The sequence below is a fragment of the Enterococcus devriesei genome (genome assembly GCF_001885905.1).
Taxonomy (GTDB): Bacteria; Bacillota; Bacilli; order Lactobacillales; family Enterococcaceae; genus Enterococcus_A; species Enterococcus_A devriesei.
The window spans coordinates 295,447-311,706 of the sequence record NZ_JXKM01000004.1 but is presented as its reverse complement, the minus strand read 5'-3'; the positions used below and the strand labels follow the sequence as shown (position 1 = coordinate 311,706).

At 36.8% G+C, this 16,260-nt stretch carries 22 protein-coding genes and 1 pseudogene; 18 read left to right on the top strand and 5 right to left on the bottom strand.

Translation table 11 applies throughout. The annotated features are described in order from the left end of the window. Nucleotides 1-311 precede the first annotated feature (311 nt). The 3 genes and pseudogenes from RV00_RS08035 to RV00_RS08030 form a co-directional block, all read right to left on the bottom strand. Nucleotides 312-1,088, bottom strand: coding sequence for a site-specific integrase (locus RV00_RS08035; RefSeq protein WP_084133264.1), 777 nt, complete (start codon nucleotides 1,086-1,088; stop codon nucleotides 312-314). A gap of 30 nt (nucleotides 1,089-1,118) precedes the next feature. Continuing rightward, a pseudogene (locus RV00_RS16115) lies at nucleotides 1,119-1,381 on the bottom strand (tyrosine-type recombinase/integrase); the annotation flags it as partial. A 125-nt stretch (nucleotides 1,382-1,506) separates the two neighbouring features. Then, entirely contained in the window at nucleotides 1,507-2,463 is a 957-nt protein-coding gene (locus tag RV00_RS08030; protein WP_071862079.1) for a helix-turn-helix domain-containing protein, read from the bottom strand. A gap of 167 nt (nucleotides 2,464-2,630) precedes the next feature. Between RV00_RS08030 and RV00_RS08025 the strand changes: the two genes are divergently transcribed. The 14 genes from RV00_RS08025 (at nucleotide 2,631) to RV00_RS07960 (ending at nucleotide 11,115) form a co-directional block, all read left to right on the top strand. Next, the gene (locus RV00_RS08025; protein ID WP_071862078.1) at nucleotides 2,631-2,840 is read left to right on the top strand and encodes a toxin-antitoxin system, antitoxin component, Xre domain protein; all 210 of its coding nucleotides are present in this window, start codon (nucleotides 2,631-2,633) and stop codon (nucleotides 2,838-2,840) included. A 3-nt stretch (nucleotides 2,841-2,843) separates the two neighbouring features. Continuing rightward, nucleotides 2,844-3,518, top strand: a complete 675-nt coding sequence (locus RV00_RS08020; RefSeq protein ID WP_071862077.1) for a Rha family transcriptional regulator — start codon at nucleotides 2,844-2,846, stop codon at nucleotides 3,516-3,518. 3 nt (nucleotides 3,519-3,521) lie between these two features. Next, on the top strand, nucleotides 3,522-3,830 hold the full coding sequence (locus RV00_RS08015; RefSeq protein WP_071862076.1) for a hypothetical protein: 309 nt from the start codon (nucleotides 3,522-3,524) through the stop codon (nucleotides 3,828-3,830). Nucleotides 3,831-3,918: 88 nt separating this feature from the next. Beyond that, nucleotides 3,919-4,137 carry a DNA-binding protein gene (locus RV00_RS08010; RefSeq protein ID WP_249024080.1) on the top strand — a complete coding sequence of 73 codons (219 nt, stop codon included), beginning with the start codon at nucleotides 3,919-3,921 and terminating at the stop codon, nucleotides 4,135-4,137. 347 nt (nucleotides 4,138-4,484) lie between these two features. Next, nucleotides 4,485-4,766, top strand: a complete 282-nt coding sequence (locus tag RV00_RS08005) for a hypothetical protein (protein WP_249024079.1) — start codon at nucleotides 4,485-4,487, stop codon at nucleotides 4,764-4,766. A gap of 15 nt (nucleotides 4,767-4,781) precedes the next feature. Further along, nucleotides 4,782-4,916, top strand: coding sequence for a hypothetical protein (locus RV00_RS16815; RefSeq protein WP_276327095.1), 135 nt, complete (start codon nucleotides 4,782-4,784; stop codon nucleotides 4,914-4,916). Beyond that, nucleotides 4,909-5,094, top strand: a complete 186-nt coding sequence (locus RV00_RS08000; RefSeq protein ID WP_071862075.1) for a hypothetical protein — start codon at nucleotides 4,909-4,911, stop codon at nucleotides 5,092-5,094. Before RV00_RS16815 ends, RV00_RS08000 begins: the two co-directional genes overlap by 8 nt. Nucleotides 5,095-5,183: 89 nt before the next feature. Then, a complete protein-coding gene (locus tag RV00_RS07995) occupies nucleotides 5,184-5,405 on the top strand; it encodes a hypothetical protein (RefSeq protein WP_071862074.1) in 222 nt (73 codons plus the stop codon). 933 nt (nucleotides 5,406-6,338) lie between these two features. Continuing rightward, on the top strand, nucleotides 6,339-6,611 hold the full coding sequence (locus RV00_RS07985) for a hypothetical protein (RefSeq protein ID WP_071862072.1): 273 nt from the start codon (nucleotides 6,339-6,341) through the stop codon (nucleotides 6,609-6,611). Nucleotides 6,612-6,677: 66 nt separating this feature from the next. Then, nucleotides 6,678-7,367, top strand: coding sequence for a hypothetical protein (locus tag RV00_RS07980; RefSeq protein ID WP_071862071.1), 690 nt, complete (start codon nucleotides 6,678-6,680; stop codon nucleotides 7,365-7,367). A 279-nt stretch (nucleotides 7,368-7,646) separates the two neighbouring features. Continuing rightward, nucleotides 7,647-7,976, top strand: a complete 330-nt coding sequence (locus RV00_RS07975) for a type II toxin-antitoxin system RelE/ParE family toxin (protein WP_071862070.1) — start codon at nucleotides 7,647-7,649, stop codon at nucleotides 7,974-7,976. Continuing rightward, the gene (locus RV00_RS07970) at nucleotides 7,966-9,069 is read left to right on the top strand and encodes a helix-turn-helix domain-containing protein (RefSeq protein ID WP_071862069.1); all 1,104 of its coding nucleotides are present in this window, start codon (nucleotides 7,966-7,968) and stop codon (nucleotides 9,067-9,069) included. The genes RV00_RS07975 and RV00_RS07970 overlap by 11 nt, the downstream gene beginning before the upstream one ends. A 97-nt stretch (nucleotides 9,070-9,166) precedes the next feature. Then, a complete protein-coding gene (locus RV00_RS07965; RefSeq protein ID WP_143141777.1) occupies nucleotides 9,167-9,826 on the top strand; it encodes a hypothetical protein in 660 nt (219 codons plus the stop codon). A 218-nt stretch (nucleotides 9,827-10,044) separates the two neighbouring features. After that, a complete protein-coding gene (locus RV00_RS07960) occupies nucleotides 10,045-11,115 on the top strand; it encodes a hypothetical protein (RefSeq protein WP_071862067.1) in 1,071 nt (356 codons plus the stop codon). A gap of 388 nt (nucleotides 11,116-11,503) precedes the next feature. Here the strand turns inward: RV00_RS07960 and RV00_RS07955 are convergent, their stop codons facing one another. After that, the gene (locus tag RV00_RS07955) at nucleotides 11,504-11,875 is read right to left on the bottom strand and encodes a hypothetical protein (RefSeq protein WP_071862066.1); all 372 of its coding nucleotides are present in this window, start codon (nucleotides 11,873-11,875) and stop codon (nucleotides 11,504-11,506) included. Nucleotides 11,876-12,057: 182 nt separating this feature from the next. Here RV00_RS07955 and RV00_RS07950 point away from each other — a divergent pair, with 182 nt between their 5' ends. Beyond that, on the top strand, nucleotides 12,058-12,495 hold the full coding sequence (locus tag RV00_RS07950) for a universal stress protein (RefSeq protein WP_071862065.1): 438 nt from the start codon (nucleotides 12,058-12,060) through the stop codon (nucleotides 12,493-12,495). Between the two features lie 19 nt (nucleotides 12,496-12,514). Here the strand turns inward: RV00_RS07950 and RV00_RS07945 are convergent, their stop codons facing one another. Beyond that, nucleotides 12,515-12,835, bottom strand: coding sequence for a DUF960 family protein (locus RV00_RS07945; RefSeq protein WP_071862064.1), 321 nt, complete (start codon nucleotides 12,833-12,835; stop codon nucleotides 12,515-12,517). A 192-nt stretch (nucleotides 12,836-13,027) separates the two neighbouring features. On the opposite strand from RV00_RS07945, the gene RV00_RS07940 reads away from it, so the two are divergent. From RV00_RS07940 to ade, 3 genes are all read left to right on the top strand, one after another. Then, nucleotides 13,028-13,924, top strand: a complete 897-nt coding sequence (locus RV00_RS07940; protein ID WP_071862063.1) for a diacylglycerol/lipid kinase family protein — start codon at nucleotides 13,028-13,030, stop codon at nucleotides 13,922-13,924. An 11-nt stretch (nucleotides 13,925-13,935) separates the two neighbouring features. Next, on the top strand, nucleotides 13,936-14,343 hold the full coding sequence (locus RV00_RS07935) for a pyridoxamine 5'-phosphate oxidase family protein (protein ID WP_071862062.1): 408 nt from the start codon (nucleotides 13,936-13,938) through the stop codon (nucleotides 14,341-14,343). Nucleotides 14,344-14,502: 159 nt separating this feature from the next. Beyond that, on the top strand, nucleotides 14,503-16,242 hold the full coding sequence (gene ade / locus RV00_RS07930) for an adenine deaminase (protein ID WP_071862061.1): 1,740 nt from the start codon (nucleotides 14,503-14,505) through the stop codon (nucleotides 16,240-16,242). Nucleotides 16,243-16,260: the final 18 nt, after the last annotated feature.

Here is a 16,260-nt window from a genome sequence, read left to right as displayed (position 1 = left end):
CTATCAATCTGATAGAAAGAAAAAAACGCCAGCGAGGCTCGCAAGCGTGTAAAAACGTGGACAGCTGGAATCGAACCAACACCTCTGTCTTAAATGCGGACTACATCATTGAACGAGTAAAACACCAAGTTTAAAAAATAGGGCTTATGGTGTTTCACTGCTTATCAATAGAGTAATTAAAAACACTGCTATTATGGGCTTTTTAGATGGAAAAAGCTTTTTTTAATTTTCACATATCCTCAAACATTTTCATATCAATCTAAACACTTTTCTATACACTTTTTTTCTAATTGATTATGCCAGCCAATAATTTAATTGTGCTGGTTTTTTCCTGTCTCATAGACACCAGTATAAATATCTAAGGTGAGCGCTACGGATGAGTGACCAAGTAATTCTGAGACAGCCTTAGGATTCACACCTTCACTGATCAAGAGCGTGGAAAAAGTATGGCGTAGGGAATGGGGTGTTAATATTGGTATATTGGTTCTTTTGCAAATTCGAGCCATCCAGCGGTTGGGAATATCCATATTGATAAACTCATTAAGTGGTGAGCTGAAAACAAGTTGCTTTGAACTCATCGTATTAACTCCGACTTGCAACATTGTTTCTCGTTGAATTTTTCGCCATGATTTCAAAATAGAGATAGTTTTATCATCAAGGGGAATTGTCCTAAAAGAATGAGAGGTTTTAGGTTCTTCAAGATATAACCGTCTGTTTTCTCCTCTGGCGAGTGTTTGCCGAATCTCCAGTATATTATTGTCAAAGTCGATACAATCCCACTGCAACCCTAAAACTTCCCCCTTGCGACAACCTGTATTAGCCATCAGGTAAAGGAAAGCATAGTTCTTGTAAGGCTCATTCTTTTTTGCGTCACCGAGTAAGATATTTAGTTCATTTTTTGTAAAATATTTAATTTTTTTCTTTTTGAGATTGGCTTTCTTTTTGGGGATCGTGATCATTCTTATAGGATTAGTCGCGATGATTCCTTGCTTGATTGCAAACTCGAAGATTCGAGAAATGTTGGATAACTGCAGCCGGTATTCTTGAATCTGTTCACTCTTTTCATTCGCATACTGCTGTAAGTCCACTGGCTTGATCGTTTTTATTTTTTGATCACCAAAAGCAGGAAGTATATGCTTTTGAACTGTAGCTTCAAACGGTTATAACTAGATTTCTTCACTGTGAGCTTGTATGTTTCAAGCCAAAGCCCATAAACTTCTTTGAACGTATCCGCACGCTGACTTGAAAAACCATTTTTTTCAATTTCTACAATTTTACGATTATAGAATAGTTGAGCTTCTTTCTTATTGGAGAAGCCTTTTTTCTGTAAGTTGACTTGTTTATTAGTTGTCGGATTAACACCTAAATAGGCTTTAACCATCCAACGTTTTTCACCTTTTTTAGTTATATAGCAAGATATTGTTGCCATTGTGCTTTTCCTCCCAGTACCTAACGTGGGGCGTTGGATATGTATGGAGGGTGTCCACTATTGGACAGGGTAGGGAATTACTTGTAAGTCTCTTTGAAATCGTTGTTCTTGTATTCTAATATTTCTGATCCGATTTGTATAAACATTTCTTTAAGAGGTTCGGATATATTGATTTCATCATTTTCTTCAACTTCTCCAACTCGTGACCAAACTTCGTATTTACCAGATCGGGAATTAGTTATGAGAGCAGTAATCTGTTTTATTTCATTTGGATTATCAGGATACTTTTCTTTAAGAATAGATATTTTTTCTCGTGCTTCATCTAAGATATTATTTATTTCTTTTTGAAGTTCCTCACTAACGGCGTTTTCGTAATTAGAAATAAGCAAAGTGGTATCATCTGATTTTAATTGATGTATTTCGTCAGTAAGCTTTTGAGGAATTTCGGAAGAAATCATTTTTAAGAAACTATCATCAATAGGTATCTGGACTTCATTATCTATATTTGAATAAGTATCAATCTCGTCGCAATCAGGAATACTGTAATAGGTATTTGTAATCAAATTTTGATTGGTTTTTACTTCTTTAAGGTAGCGATTTTCTAAATATCCATCTAACCACGTATTTAAAAAACCATTATTTTCTAAATCTTGCCAATCAATATTTTCTTTAACGGCAGGAATCGCAAAGTATTGTCGCATACCACTTTTTAAAACTTCATCTAGGTTTTCATTATTAAAATATCTAACTGCTTTTTTTTGTTTCTCATCCAGCCTTTCATCAGTCAGATAGCGCTTATAAATGTTTTTCGCAATTTCCAGTGCTTTTTGATCATCAATCTTTTGATTACTTACTCCCATTAAATAAGCAACTGGTACATCAAAGTAATTTGCTAATTCTTCCCAAGTTTTTTGTTTAGGTTCGCTGTCCCCATTTTCATACCTACTAAGAGTGGATCGTGGTATTTTTAATATTTTACTCATCTCAATTAAAGTAACTTTTTTTTCCTTCCTCAGCTCTTTCATTCTATTCATCCGTTTAAAAGTCCTTTCATATCAATTTATTCTTATGGCTAGACTACATCAAATCTTACGGAAAATCAATTTATTTCCCAAAAAATGAGAAAAAGGTTGACATCCCAATAAATGGGAATTAAACTAAAAATATCAAATCCCAATAAATGGGAAAAAGAGGTGATTAGATGTTTGAACTTGATTCAGAAATGGCTGCTAAGCCTCGTGAGCGACGTGCACGTAAGACTATTACGTTAGGAGCTGCAGCTTGTGAGATGGGTATTTCAGCCAAGACACTTGGACTAATAGAAAATGAACAACTTCTATTAGTCCGCAAAACTGTCTACAAGAAATTGGTTGATTGGCTAGTCAACGAAAAGATTTATAAGGAGGGGTAAGAGATGCAGGAATTAGTATTTATTAAATCCGAAGATTTAAATAGTGAACCATTTACTACAGATGAAGTCATAGCGGAGTTTTCTGGAAATAGTCGTGACAGTGTGACTCGCTTAATTCGTACCCATCAAGATCGGCTAGAAATCTTTGGAAGGGTCGGATTTGAAATCCGAGCTATGCCAAGTGGTCAAAAGGCAAAATTTTATCATCTTAACCAGCAACAAGCTACTTTACTTATTACATTTTTAGATAATACAGCTAAGGTAGTTGAATTTAAAACGGAATTGGTCAAACAATTCTATGAGATGGAAGCAGAGTTGATGACAAGGCGTTTAGAACGTGCGAAAGGTAAAGCGATACGTGTGTCACTAACTGATGCAATTAAAGAAGTGGGGTTCAGTGGTCATTTTTATAAACACTTCACTGATTTGGTATACAAGAAGGCGTTGGGTTTCAATACTAAGCAGCTACGCGATGCTAGAGGTGCCAAGCCGAAAGCTACACCGCTCGATTTTCTTACTACAAAGGAACAGGCTGCTGTTAATCAAATCGAGTCATTAGTAACAGGATTAATACAACTTGGATACTCATATGATGACATTAAGCTAATTTTGAATGTCGGTGTAGTTGTTTATCAGACGACTCTCAAAACACCTGAGAAAGTTGAACAGGGGGTATAAGAAGTGGCTTACGTACCAAGAGAAGAACAGGAAGTTATTATCAGCCTAGAACGTGAATTAAATGAATGGCATTACTATGGTGATGTTCCTGTTCTCAATCGCAAATGGCAAGACTTAGTAAACCCGACAAGGAAGATAGTTGAAGAGAACGGGATAATTGCATTGTTAGAAGGTGAAATTATCGGAACAGTCTCCATAAGTTCAAAACGAAAGAACACGATGACTGATGAACAACGAAAAGCAGCATCTGATCGAATGAAGAAACTTAGACGGGCACAAATCAATTCTAAGCCTAGTAATGAAGCTAGATAGTTTAATAATTATTGTTGAACTATTGTTCTAAGGTATTTATACCCAAAAGAAAATAAACTCATATTTTCCAATGAAGAAGGTGAAACAAATGGCAAAGTTGAGTATTGATGAATTAGACCTATCACCGGCATTGCGTGAGATGGTAAAAGAAGCGGCAGCAGCGGAAGGGAAACAGCAAGCTATCATTTTTATTGACGAATACAAAAAGCAGTTAGAACAACCTGTAGCGATGAATTACACACAAGCGGCAAAGTGTATCTGTCAACAAGTTACAACACACTTAAAAAGCTCATTAAGAGCAGCTTAATTAAGGTAGTGTTGATTGATGGTTACGAGCGCATCAGCAAACAAGAAGCTGATCGTTTTTTAAGAGACAATGCAAAATAAAATTCCTAGCGTGGGGCGAAGGAAATTCCGGAAACGGAGCACATAAGTTGAAACGTCACAGAAGTCAATTGTCAGTCGTTAAAGGTTACTAAACCGAATTTTCGGTCGAGTAGGAGGAATTAAATTGAATATTATTTACCCACCATTAGTAGAACAATCATATCGTTTTATGCTTCAACAAGGTTTCAATGTAACGAAAGACGAAGTTTACAACAAGCTGGTATTTGGTACGTATCCCAAAGGATCATTGATAGAGTCATTCAAAAGATGGATGGCAAAGATTACAGTCCAGATGAATTGAATCAAGTAGTTAGTTACTTTGAAATGAGAAATTATGCCGATCCTCACCATAGCATTCCTGAAATAAAAGGTGTCTATCATCCTTTGTACACACCCTATGATGATTCAATGTTTCAGATAATCGATGGTCTGGTAGCAGTTCCGCAAGGTGTTTTGAGTGATATTATTCAACGTTGTGAGAATGGTGAGCTAGAGGTGGATTTAGCCCAGCTTGAGGGATTTAAGCGATTATTAGGGAAAATGGACTAGGGGCACTAAAAATGAATGGAAAAAATAAAAAAAGCCTTTGCTGTCAAATTCTTTGGCGAGAATCAGCAAAAGGCAGAACGAAGGGCTTATAAAGCCTTCTATTACCTCCAATTCTACCATAAAACAGGATGGAGCGTAAACGATGAATAAACGAATTAATCTAATCTTAGCCGCTACTTTATTAGGCGGAGTAATGACAATGTTACCAACAAAGTGGAAGGCGGCAATATTCATCAGTACAATTGTTGCTCTATTTATGCGATACGATTTTTATGAATATGATTTAAGGAATAATGTACTAAAGAACGAATGGAAATTAAAAAAATAATTTGGAATATTTTTGCATAAAACTGACTACTTATTTTGTGAACAAGATAATTTTGTTCAAAAATAAGTTGTAGAAGGATGAGTAAACAAATGGAAAAACAAATTGATAGAAAAGACTATACAGATTTAATTATCCAATCGGTAAATATTTCATCAGCATTAAAGGGGCTACAAACGCTTCTATACTATTTTCCACTAGCAGCCGATGTAAAGCCTTCTGATTTAGATCAATTAAATGGGATAGTATCAGCGATTGCAGCATTGGCGGAAAAGAATGCAGAAGAAACAACAAAATCCATTCATTGGATGTAAAAAACTCGCTAATTAAAGCTACCGTAAAACTTGCGATTAATGAGAACCGTCAACCGTATCTAAAAGATGTGAAATATCAAAAATTAATGAAAGAAGAAAACGAACTGGCTTTGATTGACAAGCCATCTATTCAGAATAGTCTGTTGTACTTACCGGCGAACACACACCACAAGGCTATACGACCTTTGGATTGAATGGTGTATTTATCCTTATAGAAGAGATATCGGATCGCTTATTTGTTGGTCGTGACTTGATTTTTCAGGAATCTAAGAAGACTATTCAGCAGTTCTGTAATGAGCTAGAGTTAATAATCATGAGGTTAGAAACTGGTAAGGGGTGATGGAGATTCTGAAATAAATTCCACCTTCAAAATACTACGTTTTTTGGAGTCTTATGATGCTTTAAGTATCATCGCATATAGCTAATTGGTTGATGCTAATCTAATTCTATTATATTTTGGTGTTTACAGCTATACACGTGTTCTTCGGGGAATCCGGAGCTTTTTTATTGTATACAGGAGAGAAAAAAATTTACCAGTCCTTAACTTGCGTTATCTGATTAATGTGCTCCAATGATCTAAAGTCACGAAAAGCTACTTTAGAAAAATCAGCCGTTCAAAGCGACCACAATTAAGAAGGATTGCCACTTGTGGCAACGAATTTCGTCGGTAGTAGAACAGAAGTTGGAAGTTTCCTGCTATTTCTTCCGTCCTAAAAAAGGGAAAAGAAGTTATAAAATAAGTCTGCATATTTTTGTGCAAGCCTTTTATAGTGAACGAAAACAAACCAATAAGCCAATAATCCTGTATTCACTAGTGGGAGTAGTCACCTAAAAAGATGTATCCAATTTTGGACAGATGCTTATTATAAGAAGCCCATCGCTTGGTGGTTTTTTTGGTATACTGGTCTCATTAACTAAAAAGAGGGGAATCCGATGCGGGGAACACTTTCAAATGATGGACGCGTGTACTTTTATGAGTCTGCATTTTTTAATCAAGGGGAAAATGGCTTGTCAATCAGTCAATTACGCTCAATCTTTATAAAGAATTTTTTGAACGATCAGCGAGCTAGGTATGTAACAGAAAACTATACGCTTGAAAAAGAACAGCGGCGTATTAGTGTTTTTAGAAAAGATGGGAAGCTGCTTTCAGAAGATGAGTTATTAAAGTTGGATGTTGTTGTTCCTCAGATATTTGAAACGTATTGAATGCGGATGAAGTTCATCCTTGTGATGTGCTTTTTAGGTATACTAATAAATAAAAGGAGTTATTCAATGAAACAGAGAAAAATTGTCGGTTTATGGGTGGATCAGATGAACAAGCCAAGGGGAAGTCTAAAGGGACGTTTTCTTTTAAAAGTCAAAAATGTGTACGACACATTAAAGGAATCAATAGAAAGAAACTGGTTCATAATGACGTTTTCTTTTATACTAGCTATTCCGCTTTTGATAGCAATCATTTTTTTGCTAAATTATATTAGCTCTTTAAAATTAAATTATGAAGACTTGCAAAATATTCTCTCTATTACAGGGATGATGATGGGTCTGCCATTATTTTGTATGTATTTATATTTAGTTGGAGGCATAGGTAAAGGCAACAAGAATCTAATAAGAGTTATGTTGTATCTGGCAATGATTATATTTATTATAGTAAATGTTGGTGTTTTAAAAAGAGGGCTGAAATCCATAGAGGTAAAAAGGGCTGTATCTCCTAATCTCATTTTTTCGACAATGATTATTGATGTCTATATTTTTTCTTTTGTTTTTACGAAAGCTGTTTATTCCTTATTTAAAGTAACTATTGGAAAATTGAGGGCTCTTGCATTTTGGATAGTGAAGGATGAAGGCAAAGACTTTTCTACAGTAGAAGCAAAGTTGTCATTTATAAACAAAATAATAACGGGCTTCTTAGCTATTGTGGCATCAATCTTAGGCTTACTATTAACTCTTAATAAAATATTGTAGCAAATAAAAAATATCGGCGTTGATGGTCTGTGAAAAGGTCTGTGAGTGTAATAGAGTCATTTCTTATTACCTTGAGCTGTGAAATAATGACTAGATTAAGATAGAAAACATAAATGAGAAGCTCATCTTAGTGATGGGCTTTTTTGTATTTCAATATTGGTATTAAAACAAAATAATTTTTTAATATTTTAGTAATTCTAGGCAAAAAAATCTTGATTAATGGTTCTATGTGCTATATTATATGTAAAGTTGTTAACCAAAAAGGTTAAGGAGTTTTTTATGGATGTGTACGGCTCGACCCAAAAGATGAGTAAAATACTTTCTAAAGAAAAAAATATTCGAAAGGAATATGGTGATGTTATCGCAAAAAAAGTGAAGCAAAGAATCACTGAATTCCGTGCTGCGAATAATTTAAAAGATATAAGCCATGTACCTCCACAAAAGCTACATCAGCTTTCAGGAAAATATAAAAATTGTTTCTCAGTAATGATTACAGGAAATTGGCGATTGGTCTTCGAGGCGTATACTAGTGATGAAGAATTAACATTGGAGAAGGAATTGGCAGTTATTATCCTAGTAAAGGAGATTGTGGATTATCATGGGAATTAGGAAATATGAAGTTAAACCAGATTATGTGACAGCTCCAGGAGAAACATTAAAAGAAACTCTTGCGAATATGGATTATACGCAAGTACAATTGGCTGAGAGGTTAGATATTAGTTATAAACATTTATCAAATATTATTAATGGTAAAGCAGTAATCACTTCAGAATTAGCTCTTAAGTTAGATTACATCTTAGACATACCATCATCATTTTGGAATAGTTTAGAAAAAAACTATCAAGAATATATAGAAGAAAAAAAACAAGAAGAACTTCTCGATGGACAAGTAGAATGGGTTAGTCATTTTCCTTACAATGAATTAGTTAAATTAGGATATGTTCCCAAAATTCGTGATGCTAAGGAAAAAGTGAAGCAATTACTGAAATTTTTTGGCTATTCATCTTTTGAAATAATGAAAAAAAATATGGACAGTGATGAATTATTAGCTGGAGCATTTCGACTTTCCGTTAATCAAGGAGAAGTAAATAAATATGCCTTAAAGACGTGGGTACAAATAGGAGATAATGAAATTAGGAAAATTGATACAAAAGATTTTTCTAAAGAAACTGCGCTAAAGAGTATAGAAGAGTTACGAAGTTTGACTCTGGTAACTGATCCAAGCATATTTATCCCTAGATTGAAAGAAGTTGCATCAAGTTTTGGTGTGGCGGTTGTATTAGTTCCTGAGATAAAGGGAAGTAAAGTTTGTGGATTAACTCGATGGTTAAGCCCATATCCTAAAGCTGCAATTCAACTGAGCTTAAGATATAAGCAGAATGATCATTTGTGGTTTACTTTTTTTCACGAGCTATCTCATATATTATTTCATAATAAGAAGCCATTTTATACTTTCGTAAAAGCCTATAAAGAAAGTGAAGAGGAGATTTTTTCTGATAAATGGGCAGCAGATACCCTTATACCTCCACAAAAATTATCCGTATTTCTAAGAAAAGGGACATTCACATATGAATCTGTCAGGGTATTTGCTGATAACATAGGTATACATCCAGGAATTGTTGTAGGACGATTACAAAAAGAGAAGGTAATAGGATTTGATAAGCTAAATTCTTTAAAAGTAAGATACAAATGGAATGAATAAAACTATCCACAAAGTAAATACAATTAATTTTGTATTTACTTGGCTCATCCTAGTGATGGGCTTTTTTGGTATACTAAATATAAAAAGGATGTTAAAGATGCCTGTGATAAAAATTCTATTTGAAAATGTTTCAAAATCATCAGAGTGGAGTGGTCCGCAAATTTTAACCTCATTTTTAGCTGCAGTAGCTGCAATAATCTCGTTTATTGGGATACTTCAGACTGGAAAATGGAATAAGAGGAAAATTGATGCAGACATAACAGCTCGATCTAGAATTGATTGGATTCAAGTTACTAGAGGGAAACTATCTTCTTTCATATCTAGCTCGTATAATCTACTTTCTCATTTTGATGTAAATAATCAAACAGGAAACGAGAGTATGGAGAGCCTTAATATAAAAAGACAGAAGTTGAGAGAAGATGCAATACAATTAGGGATTATGTTTGGACCGGATGAGGACAATTTGAATCAAAGTATTCTTAAGTTTGCGGATTTGATTACTGAAGAAGCTGTTCAAAACCAAGGAATGGGCTTTGAATATATGACAGACCTTCAAGATCAATTTATTATTTATCGTGACTTTCTTAATTACTATTTAAAGATTGAATGGAAACGTGCTAATTTATCGCTAACGGATGAAGAAGCGAAGCAAAAGCAATTGGACAATCCTAAGAAAAAAGAATTGGAAGACTTAATAGCTGAAAAGGAAACTAGACTAAATGAAAATAAAATGAAGCAACTTGAAACATTAAAATAGAACCGCGCACAAGAGTGAACGGTTGCCCCACATTAGATGAAAAATTTAAAGTATGTAATCGGCGTTGGTGATCTGTGAAAAGGTCAGTGAGTGTAATAGAGTCATTTTTTATTACCTTGAGCTATGAAATAATGATTAGATTAATATAGAAAACATAAATGAGAAGCCCATCGCTTAATGGGCTTTTTTGGTATACTGAAAATAAAAGGAGTTTTTTTATGAAAGAAGTTAAAATACTATTTGAAAATGTAACAAATACGTCATTTTGGAACTCAAATTTCATAACCGCTGCTATAGCTTTTACTGGTGTGATTATCTCAGTAGTATTGACTTACCATGTAAACAAGAAGTTGGCGGACATAGCTAATACTGCACAAGAAGAATTATTTGAAAAGCAAATAAAAGCAGAAAATGAGTCAGAAAAAGAACGCCAGAAATTCCAAGATTGGTTGTCTCAAAATGAACAAATCTTTGAGAAAAAGATGACACAACTACAAATTGATGCTAATTTGAAAGCTAGTGCAAGAATTGATTGGATTCAGAAGGTGAGAGAAGAAACAGTAACATTTGTTTCGTCAATTACTCGATTGTTAGTTTTTTTACCAAGTTTTCAGGAACATGAAAAAATAAAACGCTACTTTAAAAAAATGGTAATCTTGGATTTTATTCCTTGGGGAAGCAACTCGAGTATGGAAAATCTAAGCAAAGTGCTTGATCCTGTTCCTATTTCAATGGGTGATGATATTTCAGTTATATTTTCATTGAAGGCACTGAATAAGTATAATAGATTTGATAAATTAGAAAAAACAGTTATTTATAACTGTTTGATAAGTCTGGCGAATAAAAATCTTGATAGTATTAGATGTGCCAAAGTTCTTAAAGAGTATTCAGGAGGGGATTATGATAAAATGCTTTCTCTTGAGTTAGATAGCGGAACGCAGATGGTTATCGCAGTCGATGAAAAAAATAGAACTGAAATTGAAAAAATTGAAAATGTTGAAGTAGCAAGTAGCTACATGTCTAAAAGTCAAATACAACAAGAACGTGACGCATTAATCGATAAAGTGAAAACTCAAGCCAATTTACTAAAATTATATTTTGGACCGAGTAAGTCAGACGATAGAAATGAGAAAATTTTGAATCTAGTAGAAAGCTGTACAAAAATTTTAGGCAAAGAGAAAATTAGTCCTAATGACCTAGTAAACGTTGAAGGTAGTACAGATGATTTAGTAAATACAATGAGAGAATATCTAAAAATAGAATGGGATAAAGCAAAAAATGGTAAATAAAATAAACCGCCCACAAGAGTGAACGGACGCCCTACGTTAGACGAGTAATTTTATTAAATCTAAACACAAATCTAAACACTTTTTAAATTGACTGATTTTTCAAAGATTTATTTTGGAGTAAAAAAGTGATTTAATCGTCAATTACAAATTGTTTTCTTGTAATAAAAAAACACTATTAGACCAAATAATCGTTGGTTTAACAGTGCTTTTTCTTTGTTATCGCATTTGTAATTGTTATACGTGGACGGCTGGAATCGAACCAGCACCTCTGTCTTAAATGCGGACTACATCATTGAACGAGTAAAACACCAAGTTCATCCACGTTTAACAGTATAACGAACGAGAAATATTTTTGAAAGAAAAGTCGCAGACAATTAAAAAAATATTATCATTTGAGCATTTTTTTCTCGTATTCTTGCGCGAATTCATTCGCAATCATCCAGCCGTAAGATTCAGTAATCACCGCGGCTGTTGAACTGTTGAGGATATTACCGGCAACGGGAATTTTCCCAATTAAAAAACGAGAGGTCATTTGTCCGGCCTTTTGGGCTAAGAATTGAGTGGCCAGTGCTTTGGCAGCACCTTCGTCTAACTTAACGTGAAAGACTTTTCCTAACGCGATTACCATCGCGGTTTGAATCGGTACTAAAACCGCAGCATCTGAAAGCGGCAATTGGGCCATACCCGCGCCAACACCGGCAGCTGCAGAGGCCGCACTGTGAATAATCAAGTGGCTTTTTTTTCGTTGTTTTTTGTTCATACTGGATGCTCCTTTAGGTTATTGATGAAAGTGTAGCATCAGAAGGACAAAAGAACAATTTTTCCGGCCGTTGTTTAAGCCGTTTTAATGAATCAAAAGTAAAAAAATAAATAGAAATGATTCTTTCTAATTTTCCTAACTTTGATGGAATGATACACTAAAGAAAAAAGGGGGCGGGCGTTATGCTTGATGAGTATAAAAATATTTTAGTTCCGGTGGATGGGTCGGCACAATCTAAGAAGACCTTCGATGAAGCGATCAACATCGCTAAAAGAAATAAAGGCAACTTAACGTTGGTGACGGTGATTGATACAGCCAGCTTTAGTGGCACGACAGGCGGAAACTCGATCCCATTGATGCACGAGGCGAAGAAGAACGCGCAGGCGATCATAGATGAATTGGAACATCACCGTATGAAAGAAGAACAAGAAGTTCATCTGACTTCGCAAATCGTCGCTGGCAATCCTAAACGAGAAATCGTGGAATTAGCGGAGAAATTAGATACGGATCTGATCGTTATGGGAGCAACTGGTTTAGGAGCATTATCGCTGCTGCTGGTTGGTTCAACGACGGCATATGTAGTGAATCAAGCTCCTTGTAATGTGATGGTCGTCAAATAAAATAAGCGTCTGATTTTTATCAGACGCTTATTTTATTAAGGGTCATCAATAATTCGTCGCCATCATCGTAAACGTACATAATGGTGGGGAATTTAATGGCTTCGTAGGCTTCGACGTAAGGAGCGCTAATACTGTCGGAAAAATAGGGTTCTTCTTGCGAATGAACGACGCTTAAGCTATGATCCATTCGGTTTTTGAAAAAATGAAAGCGCTGCGGTGAAGTCAAGGCTAGACCTTTCATAGGTCGCATGAAAATCATGTGCCAAATTTCCTGCTGCATTTCTTCAGGTACAACGTCAAAGGGCACGTCGCTGTGCCGCGTTTTTGCTGATTCAAACATTCTGCTCATCCCTCTCTTTAGTTAATCATATCAGGTTTCGAAAAGTAAAAAAGTAAAAATGCTCACATTGCCGTAAATTAGTTCGTCGGAGGAGTCTTTTTGCTAGAAAAATGATAAGGTTAAGTAGGATAGAAATAGTTTTTTTTGTAAGCTTTAAGCAAAAAATAAGATGGATGAACGAAGGTGAAAAAGATGCGTTATGGAATTTTTTTTAATCCGAATGCAGGCGATGGGGACGCCGAAGAATCAGCAAAAAAAATGCGAGAAAAATTTGAAAAAGCCAACCATACAGCAGATTTTTTGACCGCTCCCGATCCAGAAAAGGCGATCGAAAAAATCAAAGCAAGTCTTGATGAGTACGATGGGCTGGTAGCGATTGGAGGAGACGGGTCTTTGAATATTGTTGGGACAGCTTTTGTGCAAGCGGGAAAAACCTTGCCCCTTGGAATTATTCCAGGAGGGACAGTCAATAATTTTGCGAAGCGTTGGCACTTGCCGATGGATGAAGAAGAGGCAATGGACCTGATTATCGCAGGGCACCAGCGAAAAGTCGGGATCGCAGCTTGTCAAGATCGGCAAAAAGCGATCATCAGCTCCTTTACCTTTGGGTCGTTCTCGGATATTTCTAATGAAGTTCGGCAAAGTGAGAAACGAAAATTCGGCTTGATCGTATATCCGCTGAAAGCAATCAAACAAATTGGCAAAGATACGTCCTATCCAGTGGAAATCAAAGCGGAGAACTATCATGAAAAATTGAAGGTCTGGTTCGCTTTAGCCACCACAACCCATTCAATTGGCGGGCGGGAATATGTCGATTCAGATTATGACAAGCTCCATGTCAGCATTTTACACAATATGCGCTTACGAAAATTATTTCAATTATTGCGGTTTATTTTTACCGGTCGTCTGAAGGATTCAGACGCTATGACTTATTTAGAAACGGATAAATTAGAATTGAACCCACTGACCGACAAAACAATCTATTCTCGGATTGATGGCGATAAGGGTCCAGCTTTACCGTTAACTGTTGAATTTTTGGATGATTATGTACCGATTTTTGTACCAGAGAAACCAGAAAATAAAAACTAGGAGGCTTTAAAATGGATCGAAATATGGAGGAATTATTAGCCAGCGCGGATACTTTTACGTTGACTACGATTGATAGTCGCGGCTTTCCGCATCCAATTGCAGTATCCGCGCCGCTTGAGCGCAATGGGTTTTATTATTTCAAGTTTTATATCAATGGAGAGGGCCGGACGGCGGAAAATATTCGTCAAAATCGCTCAGGCAGCTTGTTTTGTTTCAATAAGGAAACTCACGAAAGCATTGCGTTAAAAGGCTATTTCTTAATTGAAGAGCTGGTGGAGTATAAGTTATTAGCGGCTCAATTGAATGAATTTCAAAAAGGCTTGAATTATGAACATCCAGTGATCGCTATTTTTGAAACTCTTAGTGCAAAACACTACGAAAATATGCACGGTGAATTTGTGGACGTGCCGGATAAATAGAAAAGATTCCATCCCGAGGATTATGGGATGGAATTCTTTTTGTTTTAGGCAATTTTTCTATTTTATTTCTGAGAATTTAAATAAAATTCCGTTTAGACACTGTCACTGAAATCGAATCCTGATATAATGGGAAAAATATTTAAAAAGGGGGCAAAATTAGTGAAGAAACAGGCATTAAAACAATTGATCGATGTAGCGGCAGGTCGAGAACCAGCGGACTTAGTCTTGAAAAACGCCCAAGTGATTGATGTCTACCAAGGTGAGATCATTAAAGGCGATGTCGCCCTTGTCGGTGGAAAGATCGCCGGTGTGGCAGATACGTATCAAGGAAAAGAAGTCGTGGACCTAAAAGGGAAATACGTGGCGCCAGGCTTCATTGATCCCCATATTCACGTGGAATCTTCCTATGTGACCCCAGAGGAATTCGGTCGTTTATTAGTACCCCATGGAACGACGACAGTCTTGGCCGATCCTCACGAGATCGTGAATGTCCTTGGCTTGAAAGGCTTGGATTATATGCTGGCAGCAGCAAAAGAAACGGTGCTGGATATTCGTTATATGATGCCTTCTTGCGTACCGGCGACTAATATGGAAAATGCAGGAGCGGTAGTGGAAGCCGCGGATATGCTGCCGGCTTTCGATCAAGGCGAAGTCGATGGCTTAGCGGAATTTATGAATTTTCCCGGTGTGATCCATGGGGATGAAGCGGTATTGGATAAATTATTAGCTGCGAAAGAGCGGGACATGCGGATCGATGGGCATTCTCCGATGGTCTTTGCTAAAGAGCTGAATGCTTATGCGGCGGCGGGGATCAGCAACGATCACGAGTGCTCGACAGTAGCAGAATTAAAGGACCGTATTTCTCGAGGAATGTATGTATTTCTACGTGAAGGTTCGGTTACTCAAAATTTACGGACCTTGTTGAAGGGCGTGACGCCGATGAATTATCAGCGCTGCGTGCTGTCGGCGGATGATCTACAGGCCAAAACGATTTTAGAGACGGGCCACCTTGATAACAGTATTCGCATTTCCATTGAAGAGGGTGTTTCACCGATACAAGCGATCCAAATGGCGACGATCAATGCCGCGCAATGCTGTCAATTGACTGATCGCGGGGCGGTTGCACCTGGTTTACGGGCTGATTTAGTTCTATTTTCTGATCTGTCTAAGCCTGAGATCGAAGCGACCTATATTGCAGGTCAACGAGTCGCTGAGACTGGCAGCTATATTCCTGAAGTGAAGCGGGTCGCAACGAAAAATGTTCAATCTAGTGTCCACATCGATGCCTTTAATCAAGAACAATTAGGCTTGACCTTGACGAGCACTAAAGCCCGCGCAATCCAAGTGATCCCACAAGAAGCCTTGACGAATGAAGCAATCGTTAATGTTCAACGAGACGCCAATGATCAATTCGTTTTTGATCCGCAACAGGACGTCACAAAGATCGCGGTGGTGGAACGTCATCACAATACTGGCAATGTCTTTGTTGGATTATTGAAAGATTACGGCTTAAAAAAAGGAGCGATCGGCTTATCGATCGCTCATGATTCCCATAATTTGATCGTGACCGGGGCCAATGATGACGACATGGCGGCCGCCATCGCCGCCTTGAAGGAACAAGAAGGCGGTGTCGTACTGATCGAAGCCGGAAACGTTATCGGCAGAATGGCCTTACCGATCGCCGGTTTAATGAGCGATCTATCTGGTGAAGAAGTCGCGAAACAAGAAGCTGAGATCAATCGCTTGGCTCGTGAAGTCTTAGGTGTCTCAGAAAAAGTCGATCCTATCATGACCTTAGGTTTCATGTCACTGGCGGTGATTCCTAATTTGAAGATCACCGATATCGGTCTGGTGGATGTCAGTAAATTTGAGCTCGTGCCAGTGTCGGTGGCAGAATAAAAATAGCGGTGAAAAACT

Coding starts and splice junctions, on each gene's coding strand:
- RV00_RS07955 (WP_071862066.1), bottom strand. CDS start 11,875: ATGAACAAAAAACAACGAAAAAAAAGCCACTTGATTATTCACAGTGCG.
- RV00_RS07970 (WP_071862069.1), top strand. CDS start 7,966: ATGGGAATTAGGAAATATGAAGTTAAACCAGATTATGTGACAGCTCCA.
- RV00_RS08020 (WP_071862077.1), top strand. CDS start 2,844: ATGCAGGAATTAGTATTTATTAAATCCGAAGATTTAAATAGTGAACCA.
- RV00_RS08005 (WP_249024079.1), top strand. CDS start 4,485: ATGGATGGCAAAGATTACAGTCCAGATGAATTGAATCAAGTAGTTAGT.
- RV00_RS07950 (WP_071862065.1), top strand. CDS start 12,058: ATGCTTGATGAGTATAAAAATATTTTAGTTCCGGTGGATGGGTCGGCA.
- RV00_RS07940 (WP_071862063.1), top strand. CDS start 13,028: ATGCGTTATGGAATTTTTTTTAATCCGAATGCAGGCGATGGGGACGCC.
- RV00_RS07965 (WP_143141777.1), top strand. CDS start 9,167: ATGCCTGTGATAAAAATTCTATTTGAAAATGTTTCAAAATCATCAGAG.
- RV00_RS07985 (WP_071862072.1), top strand. CDS start 6,339: ATGCGGGGAACACTTTCAAATGATGGACGCGTGTACTTTTATGAGTCT.
- RV00_RS07945 (WP_071862064.1), bottom strand. CDS start 12,835: ATGTTTGAATCAGCAAAAACGCGGCACAGCGACGTGCCCTTTGACGTT.
- RV00_RS08030 (WP_071862079.1), bottom strand. CDS start 2,463: ATGAATAGAATGAAAGAGCTGAGGAAGGAAAAAAAAGTTACTTTAATT.
- RV00_RS07975 (WP_071862070.1), top strand. CDS start 7,647: ATGGATGTGTACGGCTCGACCCAAAAGATGAGTAAAATACTTTCTAAA.
- RV00_RS07935 (WP_071862062.1), top strand. CDS start 13,936: ATGGATCGAAATATGGAGGAATTATTAGCCAGCGCGGATACTTTTACG.
- RV00_RS08025 (WP_071862078.1), top strand. CDS start 2,631: ATGTTTGAACTTGATTCAGAAATGGCTGCTAAGCCTCGTGAGCGACGT.
- RV00_RS07995 (WP_071862074.1), top strand. CDS start 5,184: ATGGAAAAACAAATTGATAGAAAAGACTATACAGATTTAATTATCCAA.
- RV00_RS16815 (WP_276327095.1), top strand. CDS start 4,782: ATGGAAAAAATAAAAAAAGCCTTTGCTGTCAAATTCTTTGGCGAGAAT.
- RV00_RS07980 (WP_071862071.1), top strand. CDS start 6,678: ATGAAACAGAGAAAAATTGTCGGTTTATGGGTGGATCAGATGAACAAG.
- RV00_RS08010 (WP_249024080.1), top strand. CDS start 3,919: ATGGCAAAGTTGAGTATTGATGAATTAGACCTATCACCGGCATTGCGT.
- RV00_RS08000 (WP_071862075.1), top strand. CDS start 4,909: ATGAATAAACGAATTAATCTAATCTTAGCCGCTACTTTATTAGGCGGA.
- RV00_RS07960 (WP_071862067.1), top strand. CDS start 10,045: ATGAAAGAAGTTAAAATACTATTTGAAAATGTAACAAATACGTCATTT.